6 protein-coding genes and 1 pseudogene are annotated in these 21,996 nt (G+C 67.6%); 4 read left to right on the top strand and 3 right to left on the bottom strand.

The genetic code is table 11. The annotated features are described in order from the left end of the window. Window positions 1–15 precede the first annotated feature (15 nt). Complete coding sequence (locus ON30_RS39710; protein WP_157183949.1) at window positions 16–156, top strand: hypothetical protein; 141 nt, start codon at window positions 16–18, stop codon at window positions 154–156. Between the two features lie 243 nt (window positions 157–399). On the opposite strand, the gene ON30_RS39705 is transcribed toward ON30_RS39710, so the two are convergent. Continuing rightward, on the bottom strand, window positions 400–552 hold the full coding sequence (locus tag ON30_RS39705) for a hypothetical protein (RefSeq protein ID WP_157183948.1): 153 nt from the start codon (window positions 550–552) through the stop codon (window positions 400–402). Between the two features lie 86 nt (window positions 553–638). Here ON30_RS39705 and ON30_RS39700 point away from each other — a divergent pair, with 86 nt between their 5' ends. Next, window positions 639–797, top strand: coding sequence for a hypothetical protein (locus ON30_RS39700; RefSeq protein ID WP_157183947.1), 159 nt, complete (start codon window positions 639–641; stop codon window positions 795–797). 346 nt (window positions 798–1,143) lie between these two features. On the opposite strand, the gene ON30_RS41485 is transcribed toward ON30_RS39700, so the two are convergent. Then, window positions 1,144–1,260, bottom strand: coding sequence for an MspA family porin (locus tag ON30_RS41485; protein WP_373282658.1), 117 nt, complete (start codon window positions 1,258–1,260; stop codon window positions 1,144–1,146). Between the two features lie 26 nt (window positions 1,261–1,286). Continuing rightward, on the bottom strand, window positions 1,287–1,463 hold the full coding sequence (locus ON30_RS41480; protein ID WP_245554290.1) for a hypothetical protein: 177 nt from the start codon (window positions 1,461–1,463) through the stop codon (window positions 1,287–1,289). A 1,104-nt stretch (window positions 1,464–2,567) separates the two neighbouring features. On the opposite strand from ON30_RS41480, the gene ON30_RS30060 reads away from it, so the two are divergent. Together ON30_RS30060 and ON30_RS38610 are read left to right on the top strand one after the other, a co-directional pair. Then, a complete protein-coding gene (locus tag ON30_RS30060; RefSeq protein WP_040712912.1) occupies window positions 2,568–21,062 on the top strand; it encodes a WXG100-like domain-containing protein in 18,495 nt (6,164 codons plus the stop codon). Window positions 21,063–21,106: 44 nt separating this feature from the next. Beyond that, a pseudogene (locus ON30_RS38610) lies at window positions 21,107–21,996 on the top strand (IS5 family transposase); the annotation flags it as partial.

Genomic DNA, 21,996 nt, shown 5'->3' with positions numbered 1-21,996 from the left:
GAGAGCCACGGTCCTGTGTGGGGCGCAGCGGAACGGTGGATCGACTCAGGCGGCGCACTCGGCGCGGTCGGCGCCCGGCTCATCGACCACCCCGCGCTCTACGCCGCCGGCCGTAAGGTCCAGACCACCACCGAACTCGCCACCACCACCACGTGACCTCCAGCAAGAAAGCCTCGCCATCACCACCGACACCCTGGCCGCCGCCACCGCCGACCAGGACTCGGCCCTGAGCCTGGCCCGCGAACCCATCGCCATCCCCAGCCGCGGCGACATCAACGACTACTCCCCCGTCCTCGGGCGATGGTGGCGTTCTGCAGCAGCAGGGAGATGATCGCGATCTCGAACAGGTTCTCCGGGCAGCCCTGGCGCACGCCGGCAGCTCGGTGAGCGGGCCGGCCATCAGAGGGTCGCGGCGGCCCGGTCGACGAAGCCACTGATGTCCTCGTCGAGCCCGTAGGAGTGGGTGAGCCGGGCCGCGAGGCGGTCGTGGTCGGCGTCGGTCCAGTCGCCGTCGGCGTACACCTCGGCGCGCAGGATTGTTTCGTCGTCCATGCTCATCACGACACCGCACAGGTGCTCGCCGACACGGAAGGCGCGCCAGTCAGGTGACGGGACTGTGTTGCTCGAGGACCACCCAGATGATGACCAACCTGCTCGACCACTACGGGCGCGTCGTCACCTTCGACACCGTCACGCTCAAGACCTTCTTCACCCCACCGAGATCACCGGCATCAGCGACGCCACCGTCGTCAGCCTCATCTGACACCCCCGAGCGCATCACCATCCGAACACCCTGAGATCCCAGCAGCACGACGGTGCGCACCTCGAGAGGGCGATGTCGGCGGGCGGTTCGCGAAACCATCACACGTAGATACCGGACGACGCCCGACGTCGTGACCTGTGGCTGATCTGCACGACCGGCCTGCCCGATCAGAGCTACGGCGGTGGCGAACTGCTCACCGAATGCGAGGCGCGCGCTGAGCCCTGCGGCTCAGGATTTCGGTGCGAGTGTGCGCGGCAGGGTGGGCAGCGGAATGTTCGGGGCACTGCCCGCCGGGAATAGTGGCACAACGCTGTGCCGAGGGCCGCGTTGCCGTGACGGCGGGCCTGTCGCGGTGACCCTGACCGATTGCTGAAGGCTCGCTACAGCCTGAGGGGTTCGCCGAAAACCGCCCCGCTGTCGTCGACCTCGGGTGTCCTGGCTTCCACATAGGTGTATTGGCGAATGGTGACCGGACCGGCGCAACTGTCTACTTTGATGTGAACGGTCAGGAATTCCCATCGAGTTAGTCGGCGACCGGCCCGGTGCGCACCGTCGTGACGGTGACCGGTTTGTCGGTGCCGACGGTCGCCGCCTGCACCGGGGGCAGGTTGTCGCGCACGACCTGCCGCAATTGCTCAAGGGTCAAAGCCTCCCCGGCCGGCCACACCCACCCGAGGAAGGAACGGGGATCGGTGAGCACTGCGGCGAGTAGATGTTCCTCGGCCAGGTAGTTGTAGCCGCGTTCGTTGGCGAACTCGGCCGCTGCCCGCAGTTCGATATCCAGGCCTACGGTGACCCAGGGGGTGATCGTCGTGTGGATTCGTCGCGTTCACTCATGATGGCCTTTCGTGGAAGTCTTCCGCCAAGGCGGGCTCCGATCACACTTCGTACTCGGTCGAGACAGCTTCGGCCGGTGCCCCCATGGTCGCCCGGTGCGCCGAATCTGTCGGGAGGGTCCATGGCGGGGACTTCGGCGAGGATCCTGATCTTCTTCGTCACACGCGTACCTCGCATCTGCTCTGCTGACAATATGCGTTGCAGCCGTGATGGTTTGACGATTTCAGATGCCACACTCCGCAACGTCCTCGGAGCGGGTGGGATGTGGCAGCGGCGAGAAGTGTGTCGCCGCAACGCCGGATTCACGAGAATGTAACCTCACAACCGCCACTTTCGGCGATCGACAGCTACCTCCCAGGAGTCACGCGAAATCTCCTGCATCTACGGGCATCCGATCCGGATCGGGGTTGCTGGACCGGCGTGCTACCGAGTAGTTGTGCCTGGCCCGACAGGTGAGTTTCGTTCCTCCGTCGGCGGTCTCGCTGCCCTCGGTCGGTCCGCTCGCGACCTGCCGATCATGGGGGGCGGCGCGGGGCATCTTCGTGGCAATCGACTTGTGACACCGTGCATTCCCATCGTGTTGGCGTAGTGTTTGTCGAAAGATGTGCACGATCCGGCTCGACAGAAGGACACCTCGCCGGATCGGGGAGCTGTACAGGGTTGGTCGAACGTGCGAGGGCGGTTGAGTATTGAGCGTCCGGATTCCACCCGAGTCGCAGTGGCCGCCGTACTCGGCTGGGACTTCGTGTCCCCGGGCGGGTGAGGGCGCGCGCGAGTCCCGCCGCCTGTCTCCGGATACCGAGGGCGATGTCACGGTGCGCTCGGCGCGTCGTCTGCCCCGGCGGACCGACTGCGCGACCCGGCAAACGACCGTAGACCGCGCCGATGTGCGGTCCGGTCGCGGTGCGCAGCGCGACAGGACGTATCCGGTGGTGGGGGCGTCGGTCGTCGTCGGAGTCGTTGGGCGATGAGTCTCGAGCTGCCCGAGGATCTGCACTGGTTGGGTTGGGTGGCTGGTGCGCCGTGGCCGAAGGGGGATGAGGACAAGGCGTTCGCGGTGTCGCGGGCGTGGGGTGGTGCGGCGGTGGAGCTGCGGGCGTTGCGCGATGAGGTGTCGGCGGCGAAGGCCGCGACGGCGCAGGCGTATGTGTCGGGTGCGGGTGGTGAGGAGATGCTGGCGCGCTTCGGGGAGCTCGAGGCGGGTGAGCAGTCGGTGGAGGCGTTGGCGGGGTACTGCCAGGAGTTGTCGGACGCGGCGTTCGATATGGGGACGCAGATCCAGTCGGCGAAGTTGAACATCATCGTGACGTTGTGCTGGTTGGTGATCGAGATCGCGATGGCGTGGTTGTTCCCGCCGACGGCTCCGGCCAATGAGTTGGCGGCGATTTCGGCGGCGCGTGCGGCGATGGCCGCGATGGAGAAGGCGATGATGTCGGCGATCGGGAAGATCGCGTCGAAATTGGGTGTGGCGGCGGCGAAGAGATACAAGTTCAAAGGTATTACGGTGTCGCCGTCGCTGGAGGATGTGGTGAAGGTGGTGGGGACGGCGGCCGAAGGTGCGGCGGAGGAGATGATCATCAATGCCGCGATCCAGTTGGGCCAATTGGCGGGTGGTACGGCGCGTGAGTTCAACACCGAGGATTTCATGGCGTCGGCGGTGGGTGGCGCGGTGGGTGAGGTGGCCGGTGATCTGGCGGCGAAGTGGTTGAGCAAGAAACTCGATGACCTGTATGCGGGGAATCCGAAGTTGGCGGAGTCGTTCAACAGTTATTGGGGGCAGACGCTTCAGGGTGGTGTGGTGGGTGCGGTGGCGGATGGTGTGGGTGGTGTTTTCGGGTCTATTGCGGGGTCGTTGGCGGTGGGTGCGCCGATCGAGTCGGCGTTCGAGCCGCAGGGGATTGTGGGTGGGTTCATTCAGGGGTCGATTCCCGGTGCTGTGGGTGGGTTCCGGAATTTTCAGGTGCAGCAGCAGAACCTGGCGGCATTGGGTGGGGGTGAGGGGAAACCGAGTGGGTTGGGGGTGGAGGGCGCGGAGTTGGATGTGGACGGGTTCGAGCCGCCGCCGCCTTATGATTCGGGTGAGAAATTCCCGGGGGGTGTGGTGGCGGGAGTGGATCCGGGCGCGGTCGAGCCGCCGCCGCCGTATGTGCCGGGTGGGCAGTTCTCGGGGGGAACGGATCTGGGCGCGCGAGCGAACCCTGTTGCCGGACAGTTCCCGGTGGAGTCGGTGGTGGCCTCCACCGACTCGACGGCCGCCGGTCAACCCGTCCAGGCCGGTGCGGCAGAGTCGACCACCTCCACACAGCAGGAGGGTGGCCAGCAGCAGGACGGCGGCCAGCAGCAGGACGGTGCCCAGCAGCAAGAGGGCGGCCAGCAGCAGGAAGGTCAGCAGCAGGACGGTCAGCAGCAGGAGGGTCAGCAGGAGGAGGGTCAGCAGGAGGGGGAGGAGCGGCCGTCCTCGATCGAGCAGCAGCCGGGTATGCCGGACAGCGCCCCCTCGCATCCCGCCGCTGCCACGCAGATCGGTGAGGGGCAGCCGGTCGGGTCCGAGCAGGTGAGCGGGCAGGAATCGACGCAGGATCAGTCGGTCGAAGCTCGACCGACTCCACCGGGTGCGCCACGGGTGGATGCGGTTGTCGAGAGCGAGGATTCACCGGATGTGGTGTTCCGGTCGGAGACTTCGGTCGAGCAGCCCACCCCGGTTCCGGGTGCACCGGTCGAGACCCGGGTCGATGTGGATGGCCGCCCGGTCGGGGTCGATATGTCCGACTCGTCCACGACCTCCGCGAATACCGACGCCCGAGTAGGTGTCCAGACCGCGACCGAATCTCTGGGTGAGGTGCGCGATCCGGCGCAGGCCCAGCCGGATTCGGATATCGGGGAATCGTCGGTGAGCTCCACGCTGCCCGGCCAAACGGCCCCGGTGCAGCCATCGCCCGCCGCCCAGCAGGTCCCCGCCGCCCAGCAGTCGGTGGTCGGGTCCCAGCAGTCCGTGACCCAGCAGCAGTCCCCCGCGACACAGCAACCGGTCGCGGCCCAGCAGCACTCTCCCGCGAGTCAACAGCAGGCGACCACCCAGTCCACCTCTGCACCGCGACCCGCCACGCCCGCGAGCGAGTTGCCGCGCGCCGGGTCGGTCACGACGCCACGCGGCCCTGATCGAGCGTTCACGCTCAACGCGGGGGTCACCGAGAGCACGGCTCCGCTCCGCCCGCATACGCCGGTGTCACAGGAGACGACCCGTTCGGCGCCCGCGCAGAATCGCACCACCGGCGACTCCGAGCCCGACACCGACGGCATCGAGGACACCGATATCGCGATCGCCGCCCTCGCCGCCGCGGTCACGGTCAACTCGGAAACGCGACCTACGCCCGCTTCCCGCGCGAAAAGGCAGCCCGACACCGAGACGAACGCGGAGGAACAGGCGCCACCGGAGCCGAGATCCGACCCGCATTCGGCGATGCCCGCCGCCGAGCGGCAGCCGGCAGTCCTGTCGCAGGAGGAATTGGCTCTGATTCCGCTTCCTTCGCGGGATCATTTCGAGAAGACATACGGCAGTGTGAATCTCGCGGCCCTGCAACGTCTGCGCGACGGTATGCGCCTGCCGGACGGCACGTTCCGGGCCTACGCGAGTCCGGATACCGAACTGGCCGACGGCGTGTTGTTGGGTCGGTCGATCAATGGTCCGCGGCCGTTGGCGTTGACTCATATCTCCAACTGCGCGTTGGCGGTTCACGCGTACTTGTCGACCTTCCTGGGCAAGCCCGATCTGGCGCCGGGCAAGGTGGGCGGCCATCCGCTCGATTCGGGGGCGGGGAACCTGGCGGTGTTGCGGCGCTGGTTGGGTTCGCACGGGTTGCGGGTCGGTCGTCTGCCGGATGGCACGTTCCTACCGGTCGAGCAGCGTTTCGACGCCGTCTACGAGAAGATGAGGCAGCTGGGTCCGGGGTCGTTCGCGGCGGTCGGCGTGCGGTGGGAGAAGACCGATCCCGACTCGGGGGAAGTGCGGTCCGCCGCTGAGGGGAAGACGCCGTTGGCGGACGGCGGTCACGTTCTGGCGTTGGTGTATCCGGCAGGTGCGGATGGTCCGATGTGGGTGGATCCGCAGACGGGATCGATATCTGTCGAGATCGCCGATCTGGGGTTGGCGTCGGGAGTGGCGGAGGTCGAGTTCGCGGCGGCGACGGGACAGTTGGTCGCGGCGGCGGCCAAGCACCGGATCAGGCTGGCGAGTTCGGTTCCGAAACTCGCCGCCGGCAAGGGTTTCCAGGCGCATCCGCATCCCGGGCGGCCGGGTCCGAGTGGAGAGACCCCCGCCTCGTTGTTGGTGTTCGACGCCGGTCCGGGGCGCGAACATTCGGTGTTCGAGGTGTTGCGGGCGGGGGTGTCGACCGCCCTCGGCCGGCCGCGGATGGCGGTGCCCGGGCGTGCGGAGTTCGTTCCCGAGGGCCACGAGTTCGACCTGGGCGAGGACGAAGCGTTCCAGTTGACGGATCTGGCGGGTCTGTTCACCGAGGCGTCGATGGGGCCGCCGACCGAGGTGAAGGTGACGCGGGATCCACGGGTCATCGATGCGGAAGTGCGGTCGGGGGGGCCCGGTGGTCGGGTCGCGGCGGTTCTGTTCGACGGTCGTCCGTGGGTGGTGTCGTTCCCGGCGGCGGAGGGTGTCTCCGAGCCGGTGTGGTGGGACACGATGTCGGGGCGCACTCTCACACTCCGGGAGATCCCCCTCACGGGTGCGCAGCGTCTCGAATACGTGAGTGCCGGTTCGGATGTCGTACTCGACAACATGTCCGGACAGGTCGAGCCGGGGTCTGCCCGGGATCTCGCCGCTTTCGGGCGGACGTGGATGCCGATATCGGCGCGGCCGATGATGTCGCCGAGCCGTGAGATGGATCATCAGATGCGCCTCGACGGTGAGGTCGTGCCCAGCCCGGAGGAACTCGCGGAGGAACTCGGCCTGGGACAACCCCCACGAATGGTCGTGCCTGCCACGCAGACCTGGCCCGCCGAGACGACCGGACAGGCCGAGCCGACCTGGCCCACCGAGGCGACCACGGCCGGTCCGGCGCCGTGGGACGACAGCATCGATGCGTTCGTCGGCGAGACCGTGCCGTTGCCGTTGCCTTCGGCGGATTCGCATCGTGGTCGTTACGGTGAGCCGGATCCGGGGTTGCGTGAGGAGTTGTCAGCGCTGCGGGGCGGGCCCGATGGCGAGGTCGCGGAGTTGGTCGATCCGATGACGCAGCCACCGGCGTACGAGTCGTTGTGGCGTCGGATGGTGAGTTGGGAGCCGGGGCGAGAAGGGAACTTCTCGTTGGTCGTTCGGGCGTATCTGTCGGATTTCCAGGGGAAGCCGGATGTGGCGGGTCCGGTGGTCGGTCCGGCGGCGCTCGATCGACCGTCGACGGATCTGGGCCGGGTCGAGGAGTGGATGGGCAGCCGCGGAATGCGTCCGGATGCCGTGTTCGACGCGCCGACCAGTCCGGCGGCTTTCGCGCAGATACAAGGGTGGATGGGCAGGCTCGGGGTCGGGGCGGTCGGTTATGTCCAGATGAAGGTGCCGGCGAATGTACTCGATCCCGCGTCGGATTCGACCGACCCGGTGGATTACGCGGTGGGCGTGGTGGTTCCGGAAGATGGTGCTCCACGGTGGTTCATGCCCAGACTGGCCGGTTTCACCTCCGAGATCTCGCCGGCTCTGGCCGCGGCGGCGACGGATCTGACGGTGGTGGGGGCTTCGCGCGGGCAGCTCATCGAGGCGGCCCGATTCAGAACGCAATATCGCGCGGCGGCCCGCGATCTGTTGCCGAGGCTGCGCACCGATCCGACGATCTGGCTACCGGCGCAGCCGGAACTCGGACGGATCGTTATCGGTTATGAGGCCGCCGCGGCGGCGATATCGACACTCGGTGGTGAGTTTCGGCTCCCGGCCCTGCTCGACGACCCGATCGGCGCAGACACGGACTGGCGCGAGGTGCGGCGGCTCAACCTCGTCGCCCGCACCATCCTGGAGGCGCGGACCGGTGCGCCGCTGCGACCCGTGCTCGAAAGACGTCGGGACGGGAGGTTCGGCGGGCCGATGGCGCCCTATCCGGCGCTCAGAACCATCGCGGAGCAGGTGCGGCAGTTACCACTGGGCGCATTCGCCGTCGTCGAGTTCGGCGCGATCGAGGAAAGGGCGCGTGTACTGCTCGTGCTGGCGGCGCCCGGCAGTGCCGAGGGTGTGATGTGGTGGGACGTGGCGGCGGGCGCCCTGATGAACTCCGTGTCGGGACTGCGGTTGGAAATGCCTTTCGGCGCGGTGTCGTTCGCGCTGTCCGGCGTGAGCGCGGCGGAGGCGGTCGCCTCGGGTCGGCGCGATCCGACGGGCACGGGAGTCGGGATCCGGGTCGAGGGGGACCGGCCGGGGCGTCGGGCGAGGATCGCGCGGTTCACCGCTTCGATCCTTCGGCGCATCCGTCGTCGGCCGTCGAATTCTCCCGGTGAGAACAGTGCTCCCGCGTACTCGGGTGAGCGGTGGACCCCCGCGGACCAGGAGCGTCTGCGCGACGACGACGCCGTCTTCACGGCGTTGACGGCGTTGACCGGCGTCGATCCCGCGCTGCTGACGCGAGCCGATCTGGAAGACCTGCGTGGCCGGGCCGACCTGAACGATCGGGATCGGGCGGTGATCGAACACGCCCTGCGGCAACCGGATCCCGATTACCTCGTGACACTGGCGGATTCGGTGCGCGAGTTCCGGGACATGCGCGCGGAGTTCGGCGAGGAACCCTCGGTGGAGTTCATCAACCAGTTGTTGGCCGGGGGTGACACCGAGATGGGGGTGCCGCGTACCCGGGAATCGCTGATCACCCCGGGGGAGATCACGGATCTGGCCCGGATGTTCGACACCTCCTGGGTGCCGCCGCCCGGACCCCGCAACGCCTCGTCCACCGAACAAATGAGTGAGATCGCGGCTCGGTTCGAGGGTTTCGGGGTCGGCTCGATGGCCGTGGTGATGTTCGACGGCGGCTCCCCCCTGGCGATGCTGTTCCCCGAGCGGGCCGACTCCGGCGCGGCGTTCGCCCCGGAGGAGATCCTGGTCTGGGATCCGGAGGAGTTCCGTGAGCGGCCGCTGACGGAACTCACCTCGCTGCCCGAGGGCCGGATCAGCTACATCATGGCCTCGGCAGAGACGATCCGGACTTCCATCGCAGGCCCCGCCGACACACGTTCGCCCGCCACCCCGCTTCCGGCGGGTGGGCAGGTCGAACTCGCCCCGGAACGGCCCGACCGGACGGCCCGCATCGCCGAGTTCTTCACGCGTTCCGGGCGTTCGATGCGTTCGCGGTTCAGGTCAGGGGAGAACGGCGCTCCCGTGCTGTCCGCCGCCCCCACCACGCCGGAATCGCAGTCTTCATCGGTATCCGAGATCACCTCCGCGCACTCCGTGGGTGTGACCTCGAATACCGATGACGGCGCGCCGGCTCGTCCACGGCCCGATCGCCTGCCGTCCTTGCGCACGCAATCACTCGGCGCCCGCGACTTCGGCGAGGGCAGCCACCACAACGGCACCGCGACCACCGTCCACGTCGGGTCGCGAACCGTCCGCCCGCACAACCTGGGCGCGGCGTTCGGCACGAGTTCGGCCACGCTCGACTTCGCATCGGATCGGTCCGCTGTCGCGGAATCCGACCAGCGCCTCGGCACGAATTCCGCGGGGCGGTACGGAGTCCCGGACAGCGACGGATCGACGGTGCTACCGACGACCCGAACACGAGAACAGCCGTCGGACCGCCTCCCTTCGCCTGTCAACTGTGTCGTGGTCGCGCTGAGGAAACTCACGGAATTCACGGGGAGACCACCCGCGCCGGCGCTCGAATCGCTGGCGCGAAGCATCGGCATCACCGCTGACCTCGTGGCGGATCTGGCGGGCGCGTCGCTGGTGCGATTCCGTGATCACGACGACATCGCCGCCCAGTTGAGCGAGCTCGGGCCGGGCGCGGTGGCATTGGTGGTGGACGACTATCGCGGTCACACCGACTCCGGCAACGGCGTCGGGGCGCACGCCTACCTGTTGCGCGTCGGCGACGACGGCGCCCTCGAGGTCCATGACTCCGCCGACGCCGCAACCAGGGCCTTCCCGCCGAGTGTCCCGCGCGAACTGGAGGGCACCCACGCGGTGCTCTACGACGCCGAGGGCAACCCGGCACTGACTGTGCACGGAAACCTGGCCGACCTGTCGGCGACCACGCTGATCGGTCAGCGTCCGCTGAGCCACGCGGTCGAGAACTTCGGCGCCAACCGGCGCGGCGCCGAGGACCTGATCGATATCGACCACATTCCGCAACGAACGATCGACTGGCTGCGCACGCACGTCATCCACACTGTGGAGACCCGGGGCGGCAGGCACGAGGCGCAGCAGTGGCTCGCGGACGTGCGTGAATACAATCCGGATCTCGCCGTCGAGCAGATCCGGGACATCGTGGCGACGCTGGACGTCGACGACGAGTTCCGGACCTCCGTCGACCGGATCCTGACGACCGGCCCGGTCGCCGCCAAGCTCGACAGCCTCGTACACAAGGTGACACCGGGTGGCTCCCCCGAGGGCGCGCCGGACGAGAGTTTCCGTGAGGCCGTGAACCGGAAGCTCACCCAGCGCCTGACCACGGCGGAGATGGACCGCTTGCTGAGCGAGTCGGGAATGCCGTTGAGCGTGGAGTACCAGGGCAAACCGTATCCGGTGTTCCTGCGGCTGAAACTGCGCGCGCGCGATACTTCCCGGCCCAACAGCGGCCCGACGGTGAGCACCCAGAAATGGACCTTCGGCTTCTTCGAGACCGGTGACTCCGCGGGCAGTCAGAGTCTGCGTGCGGTCGGACTCACCCTCACCCATCTGTGGGACGTGATGGATCACACCTTCCTCAAGGTGGGACTGACGGGTCGACCCCATTTCGCGCACAATCAGATGTCTTCGGCCGCCACGGTTCTCGCCACGATCCAGTCGGTGATCAAGAAACGCAGCACCGAGGCCGCCGCGGTCCCGCACGATTTCGAGATGCTGTGGGAGATGCGCCTCAACGACGACGGCGTGCAGGGCGTGCTCTCGCCGGATCTGCCCAGGGCGACGGGGTGGATGCCCATCCTGGAGCCCGCGCCGGACGACTTGGTGGCCTGGTTCCCGAAGTATCTGGACGAGAGTCCCGGAATACCGGTCGTCGACCCGGCCGACGATGCGACCGTTCCGCTGCCGTTCCAACCCGATCCGGCGAATCGCGAACCGCATCTGTCGGTGCAACGACTGCCCTTCTACGGTCCGCTCGACTTCCCGCACCACGACCGGCTTTTCGCCGACGTGATGGCCTCGTTCCCCGACCAGGTCGCGGAGATGTCCCAGACCTCCGCGAGTCAACTGCGCGAGTTCTTCGGTGGCAACATCCGCGCCAATGTCCCGATGATGCACGGCGGTTCGGTGGCATCCCCGACCATGTACACCGCATCGGGGGAGATGCTGGGATATTTCGAGATGGAGATCGCCGCGTTCCGTGGTGGCGCCACCCTCACCGGCCCCACCACCACACCCAATGCCTCCCGACTGGAATACAACGTGCTGCGGGCACTGCGCACCGCCGCCGCGACCAAGATCGCCAACGTGCTCGGCGCTACTGTCGCAGTGTCGTTCGGCCTCGGCAAAGGCAAGGCCGACAAGAAGTCCGGATACGCGCCGATCGGAGCGAACCTCACCCCGATCAGGGTCGGCGCCTCGCACGAGCACACCCAGAGCATCGCCTACGGCGGCAGGGCCTATACCTCGCGTGCGCTTCGACTGGTCGCGAATCTGCTGCACACCACACCGGATATGGAGATCAGGGTCAAGTTCGTGCGTCCCGATGGCCCCGCCGTCGAGGCCGCGCCGGGTACCCCGCTGGCGCCGGCCGAAGTTTCCGCGGGCAACGAGGGGGCGCCGGGCAAGCGCTACCCGATCAACATGCTGGTGCCGTCGAAAGCGTCGCTCGGCAGTGCGCCCACCGGCACGCAACGTCGCTATCTGCCCGGAGATCTACTGGACCTGCAACAACTCGGGCTGATGACCACGCCGCTCGATGCCGACATCCCACCGGATCTGTTCGACACGATCGGATCGTTCCTCGCCGACAAGGGTTTCCTGCCTCCCGATAGCGAGCAGTCGCGGATTCTCGACTTCGACGCCACCCGGAATCAGCGCTTGGAGAACGCGAAGAAGCTCGCGCAGATCAAGGCCCGGATGAATCGCCTCGGGACGGTCGACGAGATGCTCCAAGGTGGCGCCCGTACCGTGTTCGAGAAGTCCAACGGGTTCGACAACGAGCGCATCAGCGTCACCATCCGAGCCGCCCGGGCCTACGGGACACCGGACGGCAAGTTCGCCCCGGGGGTCGATCGTGACCAGGGCGTCAGCCACGAGTGGATGTTGCCGCACGTCCAGACCATGAACTACTCCGGCATCATCCTGACCAGCTCGGAACGTTCGGAGAATTCGCCGTTCGCATGGGACGCGGGCGCCGGGTTCTCGTTCACCAACCCGCTCGATGTCGACCTCGACGGCAGCCAACCGCTGTCGAGTATCGACGGCGCCTACGACAGGACGGGCAGCACCTCCGAGGCGGTCGAGAGCGGCCACAACCACGCCGAGGAGAACTACACCTTCAGCCCGGGCCCCAAGGCCGAACAGCCCGGTCTCCAGATTTTCGGAATACCCACCCGGTACTTCGTGGAGATCGCCTACAGCCACGGCACGGCTCCCGATCCGGTCGAGGCCAAGGGCAGCCTCCACCTCGCCGTCCCGACCTATCTGACCTCGGACGATCCCGACACCGCCGCCCGGCTGCTGCCCGAACCGACCCTGCGCACCCTAACGGCCACCGACGACGCCGCACTCGCCGAGTTCGACGAGCGACTGGGTCTGGCCGCGCAGGTATCGATCGAGAAGGGAGTCGGCAGACTGCCGCTGTCCGCGGTCATCGCCGCGCACCCCGTCGGTGAGATCCTGGAAAAGGCCGTGCTGGAAGCCATCGGCGACATCGAACGCGAGGCCGCCGAGAATCTGGACGATGCGCACCGGCCCATACCCGGTGAGTTCCCGGCGACTCCCGGCGACATACTGCCGGTCTCGACGCCGGTCGGCCCGGATACGCCCGCACCGACCCCCTGGTACAAAGCCGTGACGGCGTGGTTCGGGTCACGGGAGGCCCGGACCGAGAGGGCCGGGTCGCCCGACCTGGAGGCGGGCCGACGGGTCGAGACGGACACCCCTCTGCCTGATCCGAACTCCTTCGAGATGGAAGAACTGGCGCGGCCCGCGTCGGGAGAAGTCGACATCACCGACCTCCGACCGACCGGCACATTCCTGGACGACGGATCGTCCCTCGACGCCACACACCTGGGCTCAGCTCCCTTGCCCGATCCCGACACCTTCTTGATGGACGAATCGGATCGCTCCGCCTGGGAGGAGGTCGACCTCGGCGACCCGCCGACCTTCCTGCTGTCCGACAGCGAAGCCGGACCGGAAGAAGACGCCCTCGGGAGGATCCCCGGCACCTGGCGTGAAGACGACGAGACGGTCGCGGACGACGAGGGGCCGACCTGGTCCGAGGTCGGCAATCGGATGGTGAATGCCGCCAACGAGACAGGTAAATGGTTGTGGCGCAACGCATTTGGAATCCCGGTGGCGAACGCCGCCTCGTCGGTCCAGTCCGTCGTGCACACTTCACTGTCGCCGCACCACCTGACCTCCTTCGCGCCACTAATATTCCGTGACTCCTACAAGTTCGAGAGCGAGGTCCCCGGTAGCGTGGCCGGGACGGATTACAGCGTCGACATCCGGGGCTATTTCGACAACATCGAGTTCCGCGGCGCGGTGCCGATCGACACCGAACACTGGCTGGAGGGTACGAACACCACCGCGACGAGCACCACCACCAAGAAGGGCAACCGTGGCGGTGTCATCGTCCAGGGCAGCTACGGTGAGAGCGCCGAGGACAGCTTCCGACCCAGCGGCGGCTGGCAGGGCCACGACTCCACCAGCAAACAGGTCACCTCCGCCGACTCGACCGACACCATGCGGGTCACCTCGGACTACGGCGACAACGTGTATCGGTTCGTCGCCGACGGGCACTACCGCGTCACGGTGAAGGTGGGCCTACGCAATATCATGTGGAGCGCGGCGCAGCGCCTGCTGTGGCTCAGCGGCCTGTCGCACGACAAGCCCTACAGCAGCCGGACCCGCATCGTCGACGGCCCCGAGCGGTTCGAGTTCTTCCTCACCGACAACGACCTGCACAACCACCCCGAATACCTGAAACTCGTGGAGCAGCACGCCGAGAGCGAAGGGGAATCTTCGCCGGTCGTGCCCCTGGAACAGGTGAAGAAGGACGACGAGTGGGTGCCGACCGAACGCCGCCTGCTCCCCGACGCCTACGTCGGTAAACGTCTCGACGATCCCGAGACCGCCAAGGCGCAGTTGTCCTTCGGCTCGGTCACCGAAGTCGTCTTCGACGACGGCCGTGGCGCCCTCGAGGACGCCGCCACGAAACTGGTGGAGAAGGTCGCTCCGGGCGCGACCATTGTCGGATCGGCCAACTATCACCCGGGCGTGGTGCCACTGATCAACGAGCACACCACGAGTTTCGGCGTCCGCAATCTCGCCGGTGCCGGATCCGAGGGCCGACACACCTTCCACTTCGTGGACCGCAGTGGAGCTTTCCCGCGTCTGGTCGGGGTCACCTTCAGCACCCGCCCGCGGCGCGACGAGGACATGCCCGACGGGCAGACTCTCGACACCATCGAAGGCAAGCAGATACCCCGCACCGCCGCTCTGGACAACGTCCACCGGCACATCCGAGCCGACGGCAATGCCCTGCTCGAACCGGATGCGAGCAGCGTCGCCACCAGTCGAACGGCAGGCAATCAACTGAGTGTCACACTCGGCGGCCAGAATACCGGCACCGAGACCAAGGACCGTGGCCATCGTCCGGCATTCACCGGGGCCGTCGGCCGCAGCGGCAAGCACAGCGACGTCCAGAATTCCACCCGTGACATCAGCGCCTGGCAGCGCAGCACCGACGCCCAGTACGAGTTCGAGGTTCCGACCGAATACACCGTCACCGTCGACTCACGCCTGATGACCGAGGCACTGTCGACGTACTTGTACGACAAGATCGGCGACGCGCTGATCATGGCCGGGCAATGGCAGGCGGTCGCTCGAGGGCTGGTTCCGGCGGAACTTCCACCGGCGACCACAGTCGAATCCTCCACGGTCGGCGCTGTTTCCTACGTACGTCAACATATTTCGGATACGCGGCCCCTGCCGGGCGCTCCCGGTTCCGACGCGCCGCAGGTACCCCGGACGAAGCCGGCGATCTTCGGATTCGATCCGTCGGCGAGCGAACTGCGTCCCACCCGCTTCGTACTCACCGACCCCGACGGTACGGACATCGACCTGGAGGCCGGTCACCACATCGAGCCCGCGGACGATGTACCGGGCGCCGTTCGTGAACTGCTGTCGCCGGTCCCCTGGGTGCCCCAACTGTCCTTCGAGATCCGTGAATTCGACGGGGCAGCGCACTTGGCGGCCGCACTGCTCGCGGTCGACGACGCCTCGCAGACCAACGACGCCACCCGTTCGGTCGAGGCCACCAACAACCGCCTCGTCACACTGGCCGCGAGCGCGGGCGTCACCGCGCTGGGGCCGCAGTCGACCGCGTCGTTCCTGAACGTCGAACCCGCTGCCCACGTCCCCACCCCGCAGCGACACCCGGACGAGACCGAGCTCGACGGCGTCCGGATGAAGGTCAGTCTCTACTCGCCGCGCCCCGAGGACTCCACCGAGTCGATCGCCATCGACCGCTTCAAGTTCTCGCCCAACAGCATGGGGTCCAGCGAGGAACACGGCACCCTGATCGCGCCGAGCTTCGCCTATACCGGGCCGCTGACCGACGACCAGAACTGGCGCGCCGGTTTCACCTCCTTCCCGCTGGGCGGACAGATCGAGACGAAGGGCGGGGTCGATGTCGTCGGCAATGTCCTGCGTGACCTGAACCGCACCAACGCGCCGACCGCCGGTCACCGCCTGCGCGCGGTCGCGCTCATCGAGGTCAGCGGCCCCAACGGGACGGTCTGGGTCACCGGTGACATGGTCGTACGCACCATCGAGACACCGCCACCGAGCGCGAATGTCTCCGGAGCCGCTGTCGGGTCCGATGGTGTGCCGGTGCCTGTTGTCGGGTCCGATGGTGCGCTGGTGCCTGTTGTCGGGTCCGATGGTGTGCCGGTGCCTGCTGTCGAGACCGGCGGCACACCCACACCCACCGACAGCCCCCGACGGCGACGGGAACTCTGGCGGCCCGAGGGCAAGAGGCGTGCGAAGGGCCGGAAGGGCAAACTTGCGGTTTCCGCCCCGGACGGCGGCGGCGTCCGCGTGCCGCCATGGATCTACCGAACCGAGGGGCGGCGAGCACTCGTCGTGAACGGCGTTGCGGCACCCGACGGACACGTGTGGGAATCGATGCCCAACGACGGGGACTGCTTCCCCCACGCAGTCGAACGCATCGTCTACCCCACCTCGGCCGGGTCATTGGCGGAACTGGATCAGCGGATCGGGCGTCTGCGAGGTCTGGCCGCCGATGAGCTGTCCGGTCCGAATCGCGAGTCGTATTTCGCGCAGTTCCTGGCGACCCTGGTCCGGCCCGGAAACGCGGGCAGGACCTTGACTCCCGAAGAGCGCAGGGCCGAGATTCCGCGCGAGACCATCGCCCGATACCGAGCGATCTACGACAGACAGGTCGAGCAGGTCAGGAAGCGGGGAGTCTGGCGGGTAGGCGTTTTCGAGTTGGTACCCACCGCCCTTGCGGCCGCACTCGCACAACAGGGTGTGCAGATACGCCTGTACAGCCGGGAGGTCCGGCACGGATGGACCCTCGGCGAGGACACCGGGGCGGACGCCGACGGCTCGGTGCTGATCGCCCACGAGCACTACCATCTGGCCGTACCCGTGGCGGGAGCCGCTTCCCCGTCGCCCGTGGAATCGAACGGTATCGACCCGGTCGCCGACGGACTGCCGACCCTCGATCCGCCGGCGGAAGCCGTCGCTGTCTCGCCGACCGCGAAGCCGCTGTCGGGCGACAGCTGGCTGAACCTGTCCGAGGACGAATCCTCCTCGGGCCGCGAGACGACGGACCCGCGGGCACGGCCGACACCGCTGCGGCTGGAGAACATCCGGTCGGCGCTGACCGATGACGACGACGCGGAGTCGTTCGAATCGGGCGAATTCGTCGAACGACCCGCGTCGACCGTGTCGCTGTCGGACCTCCTGCCGTCGCGTCGGAGCAGTCCGGCAGCACGCCCCCGGAGATTCGGCCCGTCGACAGCTGGCCCAGCACCGGACGTCGACCCACGACTGCTCACCTCACCGAGTGCGGACGTGCGGACCGAGGAATTCTTCGAGTCCTTCCGTTTGCCGGAGCTTTCCGAGCATCCGACCGACGAGTTCTCCCCGGATCTGCTGGTGCCACGGGATGTCGAGACCACCGAGGCCGATTCGGCAGCGATCGTGCGCACTCCGGCGCACACGGTTCCGCGACGGCGCACGGCGAGGTTCTCCGACGGAAGCTTCCCGGGCGACCACGCCGCCCCGGCCCGCCCGGTGACATCGACCGCGATTTTCGAGGAGTCCGACGACTCGGACATCGAAGCCGCCCTCCCGCCGTCGGTACTTCTCGACGCCATCGGCGCCGTGCCACGGACCGAGAGTTGGCTGGATCTGTCCGAGGACGACGAGTCGATCTACAGCACCGACGAGTCAGGGGCGGCGTTGCCGGAGGCTGCCGTGCGGCCTCCGAGGGTCGACCGCTACACAGGAGCCGCGCTCGGGGACCTGCGACCGGCCGAGGTCGGTACGGAATCGACCCTGCCGGCACCGGTAATGCCGGGCCGCGCGGCTCCCGTAACCGGCGAAACCACTTCGACGCAGCCCGTCATCTCGACGCAGCCCGCGACCCCGACGGACACCGCGACCCCGACGCACCCCGGTGACACCGCCGGTTCCCGAGATGCACGGACCGCATCGAACCGACTGCGACGCTTCCTCTCCCGTGTTCGCGCCCTCCCCAGCCGGGAAGTCGGAGCGACACCACCCCGCCCCTCCGGGGAGGTATCAAACCGCCGCCACCTCCGCGACCTGTTCCGTGCACCCCTGCACGGGCTACGTCACCGCACCGCCGTGCCGGAACGGTCTTCGGAGCCCGTGCGCGGCGACGGCACGACGCCCTTCACCGCGGTCACCGACCGGGCGGACGCGCCCGCCATCGTCCTGCGCGAAGGTACCGACTGTGTCGTGGCGACTCTGACCGCGATCCGAAACAATATGCGCCAGAGCAAGATCCGGATACCGCAGCACCGCTCCTCGCCTGCCGGCCACTCGCGCCGCGAGTTGGAGCGGGCCGCCGGCACCAAGCTGCGCGGCTACCCCGACGACCGCGCCATCGTCCGGAATCTCATGATCCAGGGCCCCGGCGCGCAGGCACTCGTCGTCGCCGAACACACCGCTCCCGCCGCGAACGGCATCGGCGCGCATGCCTATCGGATGGTCAACGAGGGCGGCACCGTCCGCGTATACGACGCCGCCGACCCGACACACACGCTGCCCGGGCAACGCCGACCCGCCGCCGTGCACGCCATCTTGTTCACCCCCGGGGAAAGCACACCCCGTCCGCTCTTCCCGCGCGGTGTCACTGTGCCCACCTTCCCGTCCGACATCCGCATCGGGGCGCCCGAGAACCGCTCGGACCGCCCCGGGCCCGGTCGAGCGGGCGGTACCTCGAATCCCGGTGGCGATACCGGATCGCGATCGACCCCGCGCAGCGTCGGTGTTCCGCTAGCCGACGGCAGTGCGACAGATTCCGACTCCACCGCCGGTCCTGACCGTCGCCTCGGTTCGCGTCGTCTCGGACGTTTCATGTCGCGGCTGCGCGATCACGTCACCCCTGCGGCATCCGTCGAGACCGCGTCCGCCTCGACGGTCGGCGACAGTCGACCCGGGCCATCAGGAACGTCGTTCCACAGAATCCGCGCGCTGGTGACGCGGAACCTTCGACCGGGCAGCACACAGATGCCCGAACACGACGTCGCCGAATCGTCACCGCCTACCTGGGAATCATCGCCCGAGGACGGCAACCGTCTGCTGAGCGTCCTCGCGCGCGCCTCCGGACACCCGAACATCGCGGCGGTGCGCACCGCACTGGCTCGGCGCATGGAAGCCAACCTCGAGAACTACGTCGAGCCGTTGTCCTCCTTCACCCCCGCCGGGCAGCGGGAATGGCGGGTCGAGACGCTCCGCCGAGCCCGCGCGAAAATCGAGCAGAACAAGGAAGCATGGCAGCTGATCAGCAGGACGGTCGCTCTCCGCATGAGCGGCGAGATCGGCAGCAACGACGACCTGCCCATGAGCGCGGCGCAAGCTCTGCGCATCGAACAATTCGACGAATCGGTCCGGCAGTTCGACGAATCTGTCCGGCAACGCGCGCAGCAGCGGCTGCGGTACCTGCTCGACGTGGTGCGCGACCCGAAACTGCCCACCGACCACCTGATGAGCGCCGATCTGTTGCCCATCGCCGCGCAGGAATTGGGCCTCAATGTCGTCGTGTTGCGTCCCGACGCACCTCGCGACGTCTACCAGCACGGTCCCGCCGATACCGCGTTCACCTTGCTCTACGCCTCCGCCGAGCACCCCGACCACCTCCGCATGGCGACAACCGCCGGCGGTGCCCCGTTCCAGCTCCACCTCGAGGACCTGCACTCCCCGGTCGCCTACGCACCACCCCCCGAATACGCATGGCGACCGAGCGCCCCGACCGGAACCGACCCAGCCGATTTCGGACATTTCGACGAGAACGGCGTCCGCGTCTTCGATTCCGACGACGCGGGCTTGAAGTACGGCGAGAGCGTGCTGAACCAATGGCATCTGCTCACCCCGACGCAACAGCATGCGGCCTGGGCCTTTCACGCTCTTGCGATCAACAAAACCCTCCTGCGGGAAGGCAGCGCCGCGGCGGGGAAAGTGATCGATCGGGGACGGACCGCCACCGAATGCCTCGACTTGCTCACCGAACTGAACGGGCAGCGAGAGCCCTCGTTCGCCGAACTCGCGCAGCACTATAAATCCGGGGAAGCGCATGTCCATGAGGTGATTCCCGATCCGCACCGCGCGAGTACGGCCTGGTGCCTCCTGCACGCGATCCTGACGCAGAGCGACCCGGAATCGACGTTCGCACAACTCTTCACCGATGATCAGCTCCAACGGCGCACACTGCGCCCGAATTTCCAGCGCTACTTCGGCGCGTCACCGAGTCTCGACGTGCTCGAGCACGGGATCCACACACTCGATCAGGCGATCCGACCGCTGCCGAACACCGAACCGGTCCGCGTCGTGCGCGGCCTGACCCATATCGGTTTCCTGCGGGGCGACAACGGTAAACCCCTGCCCTCACTGAGTACTCACCCGGAACAGCTTCTCGGCACCGTTCAGCAGGAACCCGGCTACCTGTCCACCTCGGTCGGTCGGGACCTGGCCACCATGCCGGACGGCCGCTATTGCACCTACCGACTGAATCTCACCGTTCCGCCAGGCACGCAGGGCCTGTGGATCGGACTGCACAGTGGCGTACCGGGCGACAACGAACTCCTGCTCGCTCGCGACACCCGCTACCGCATCACGGGCGTGACCAAGGACGAAGCGAACGGCATGGTGGTCCTCGACGCGGAAGTCCTGCTCCCCGACAGCGTTGCACCCGAATCGGAAACCCGGGACTCGGCCGAGCCCCCGTCCAGGTCGTCCGGCACACCGTCCTACCAGGAGCAGCGCACGGCCGCGAGCGACCGGCAGGAGCCGCTGTCGGGGATAGCGGAGGCCACCGTTGCGGCGTCGTCCGAGAGCGAATCCGCATCGCGAGAACTGAGCGCCGCGCTGACCGGCGACCAGCCGATCGACTTCGCCCGAGTCCTGACCATTGTGGACAGCGCGGGCGAGGCGCACCGACTCGACGAGACCTTCCTCGACATCGCCGGCCGGCCCATGAGTGAGGTCGTCGGTGACGCGGCGCGGCAGGGACGACTGTCCGCGACTCAGGAACTGCGGCTGGCCCGCCTGATGGGCTGGCAACCGAAGTACGACCTGCCGCCCGGAGTAACACCGCCCCGCACGGACGCGGACCTGCCGGAGGTGCGCGAGTACGTCGCGGCGATGCTGGGAATGCGCGATATCGACCACACGCTGGCCTTCATCGAACACCTGAACCGCGACCCGCACACGCTCAGGGCCGTCCAGGACTCCTACCGGGTCCAGACCGACGGCCGGGACCTGGCCGCAGATCTGCGCAACTACCTGCCGGACGACAAGGACTACTTGGACCACCTCTTCGCCGAACCGGCGGAGCAGCACTCGTCCTAGGTTCTGTCTCCCAATTGGTGGGATAGGGCTTGTCGGTGCATGATGTGGTCGTGGCGAGCTCGACCAACCGTTTCCAGGTGTTGACCGACAGGCAGTGGGAGTTGCTGGAGTTGTTGTTGCCGAAGTCCGATGGTCGGGTGGGGCGGAATTTCGCCAACAATCGGCTGGTCGTGGAGGCGTTGTTGTATCGGCTGCGGGTAGGTGGTCCGTGGCGTGATCTGCCCGAGGTGTTCGGGCCGTGGCAGACGGTGTGGAAGCGTCATCGCCGGTATGCCGCCGACGGGACGTGGGATCGGGTGATGATCGCGCTACTTGCCCTGGCCGATGCGACCGGCGATCTGGACTGGGTGGCCGGCGTCGATTCCACGGTCGTGCGGGTTCACCAGCACGGTGCGGGGGCTCGTCGCGACGCGGTGTCGGGGTTATGAATCCGCTGATCACGCGATCGGTCGGTCACGGGGCGGGTTGACGACCAAGATCCACCTCGTCGCCGACGGAGGGGGCCGGGGCCTGGCGGTGTTGCTCACGCCCGGCCAGGCCGGTGACTCGCCGATGCTGGGTCCACTGCTCGAGGCGGTGGCGGTTCCTCGTCTGGAGGGTGGTCCGCCGCGACGTATTCCCGAGGTGGTGATCGCGGACAAGGCGTATTCCTCGGCGGCGAACCGGGAGTTGTTGCGCCGCCGAGGTATCCGCACGGTGATCCCCGAACGTGCTGATCAGATCGCCCACCGCAAGAAACGAGGCCGTCGGGGTGGTCGGCCCCCGGGGTTCGATCGGGACACCTACAAGCGGCGCAACGTCATCGAACGCGCCTTCAACAAGGCCAAACACTGGCGCGGGGTCGCTACCCGATACGACAAACTCGCCTGCTGTTACCGCGCGGGTGTGGTCATGGCCCTGATCGTCGAATGGCTCCGACTATTAAGAGACACCA

Origin of the sequence: Nocardia takedensis NBRC 100417, from assembly GCF_000308695.1 — a bacterium.
In the GTDB taxonomy this organism is placed as follows: domain Bacteria; phylum Actinomycetota; class Actinomycetes; order Mycobacteriales; family Mycobacteriaceae; genus Nocardia; species Nocardia takedensis.
Note: the sequence above shows the minus strand (reverse complement) of the source record. Positions and strands in the feature narration are given on the sequence as shown.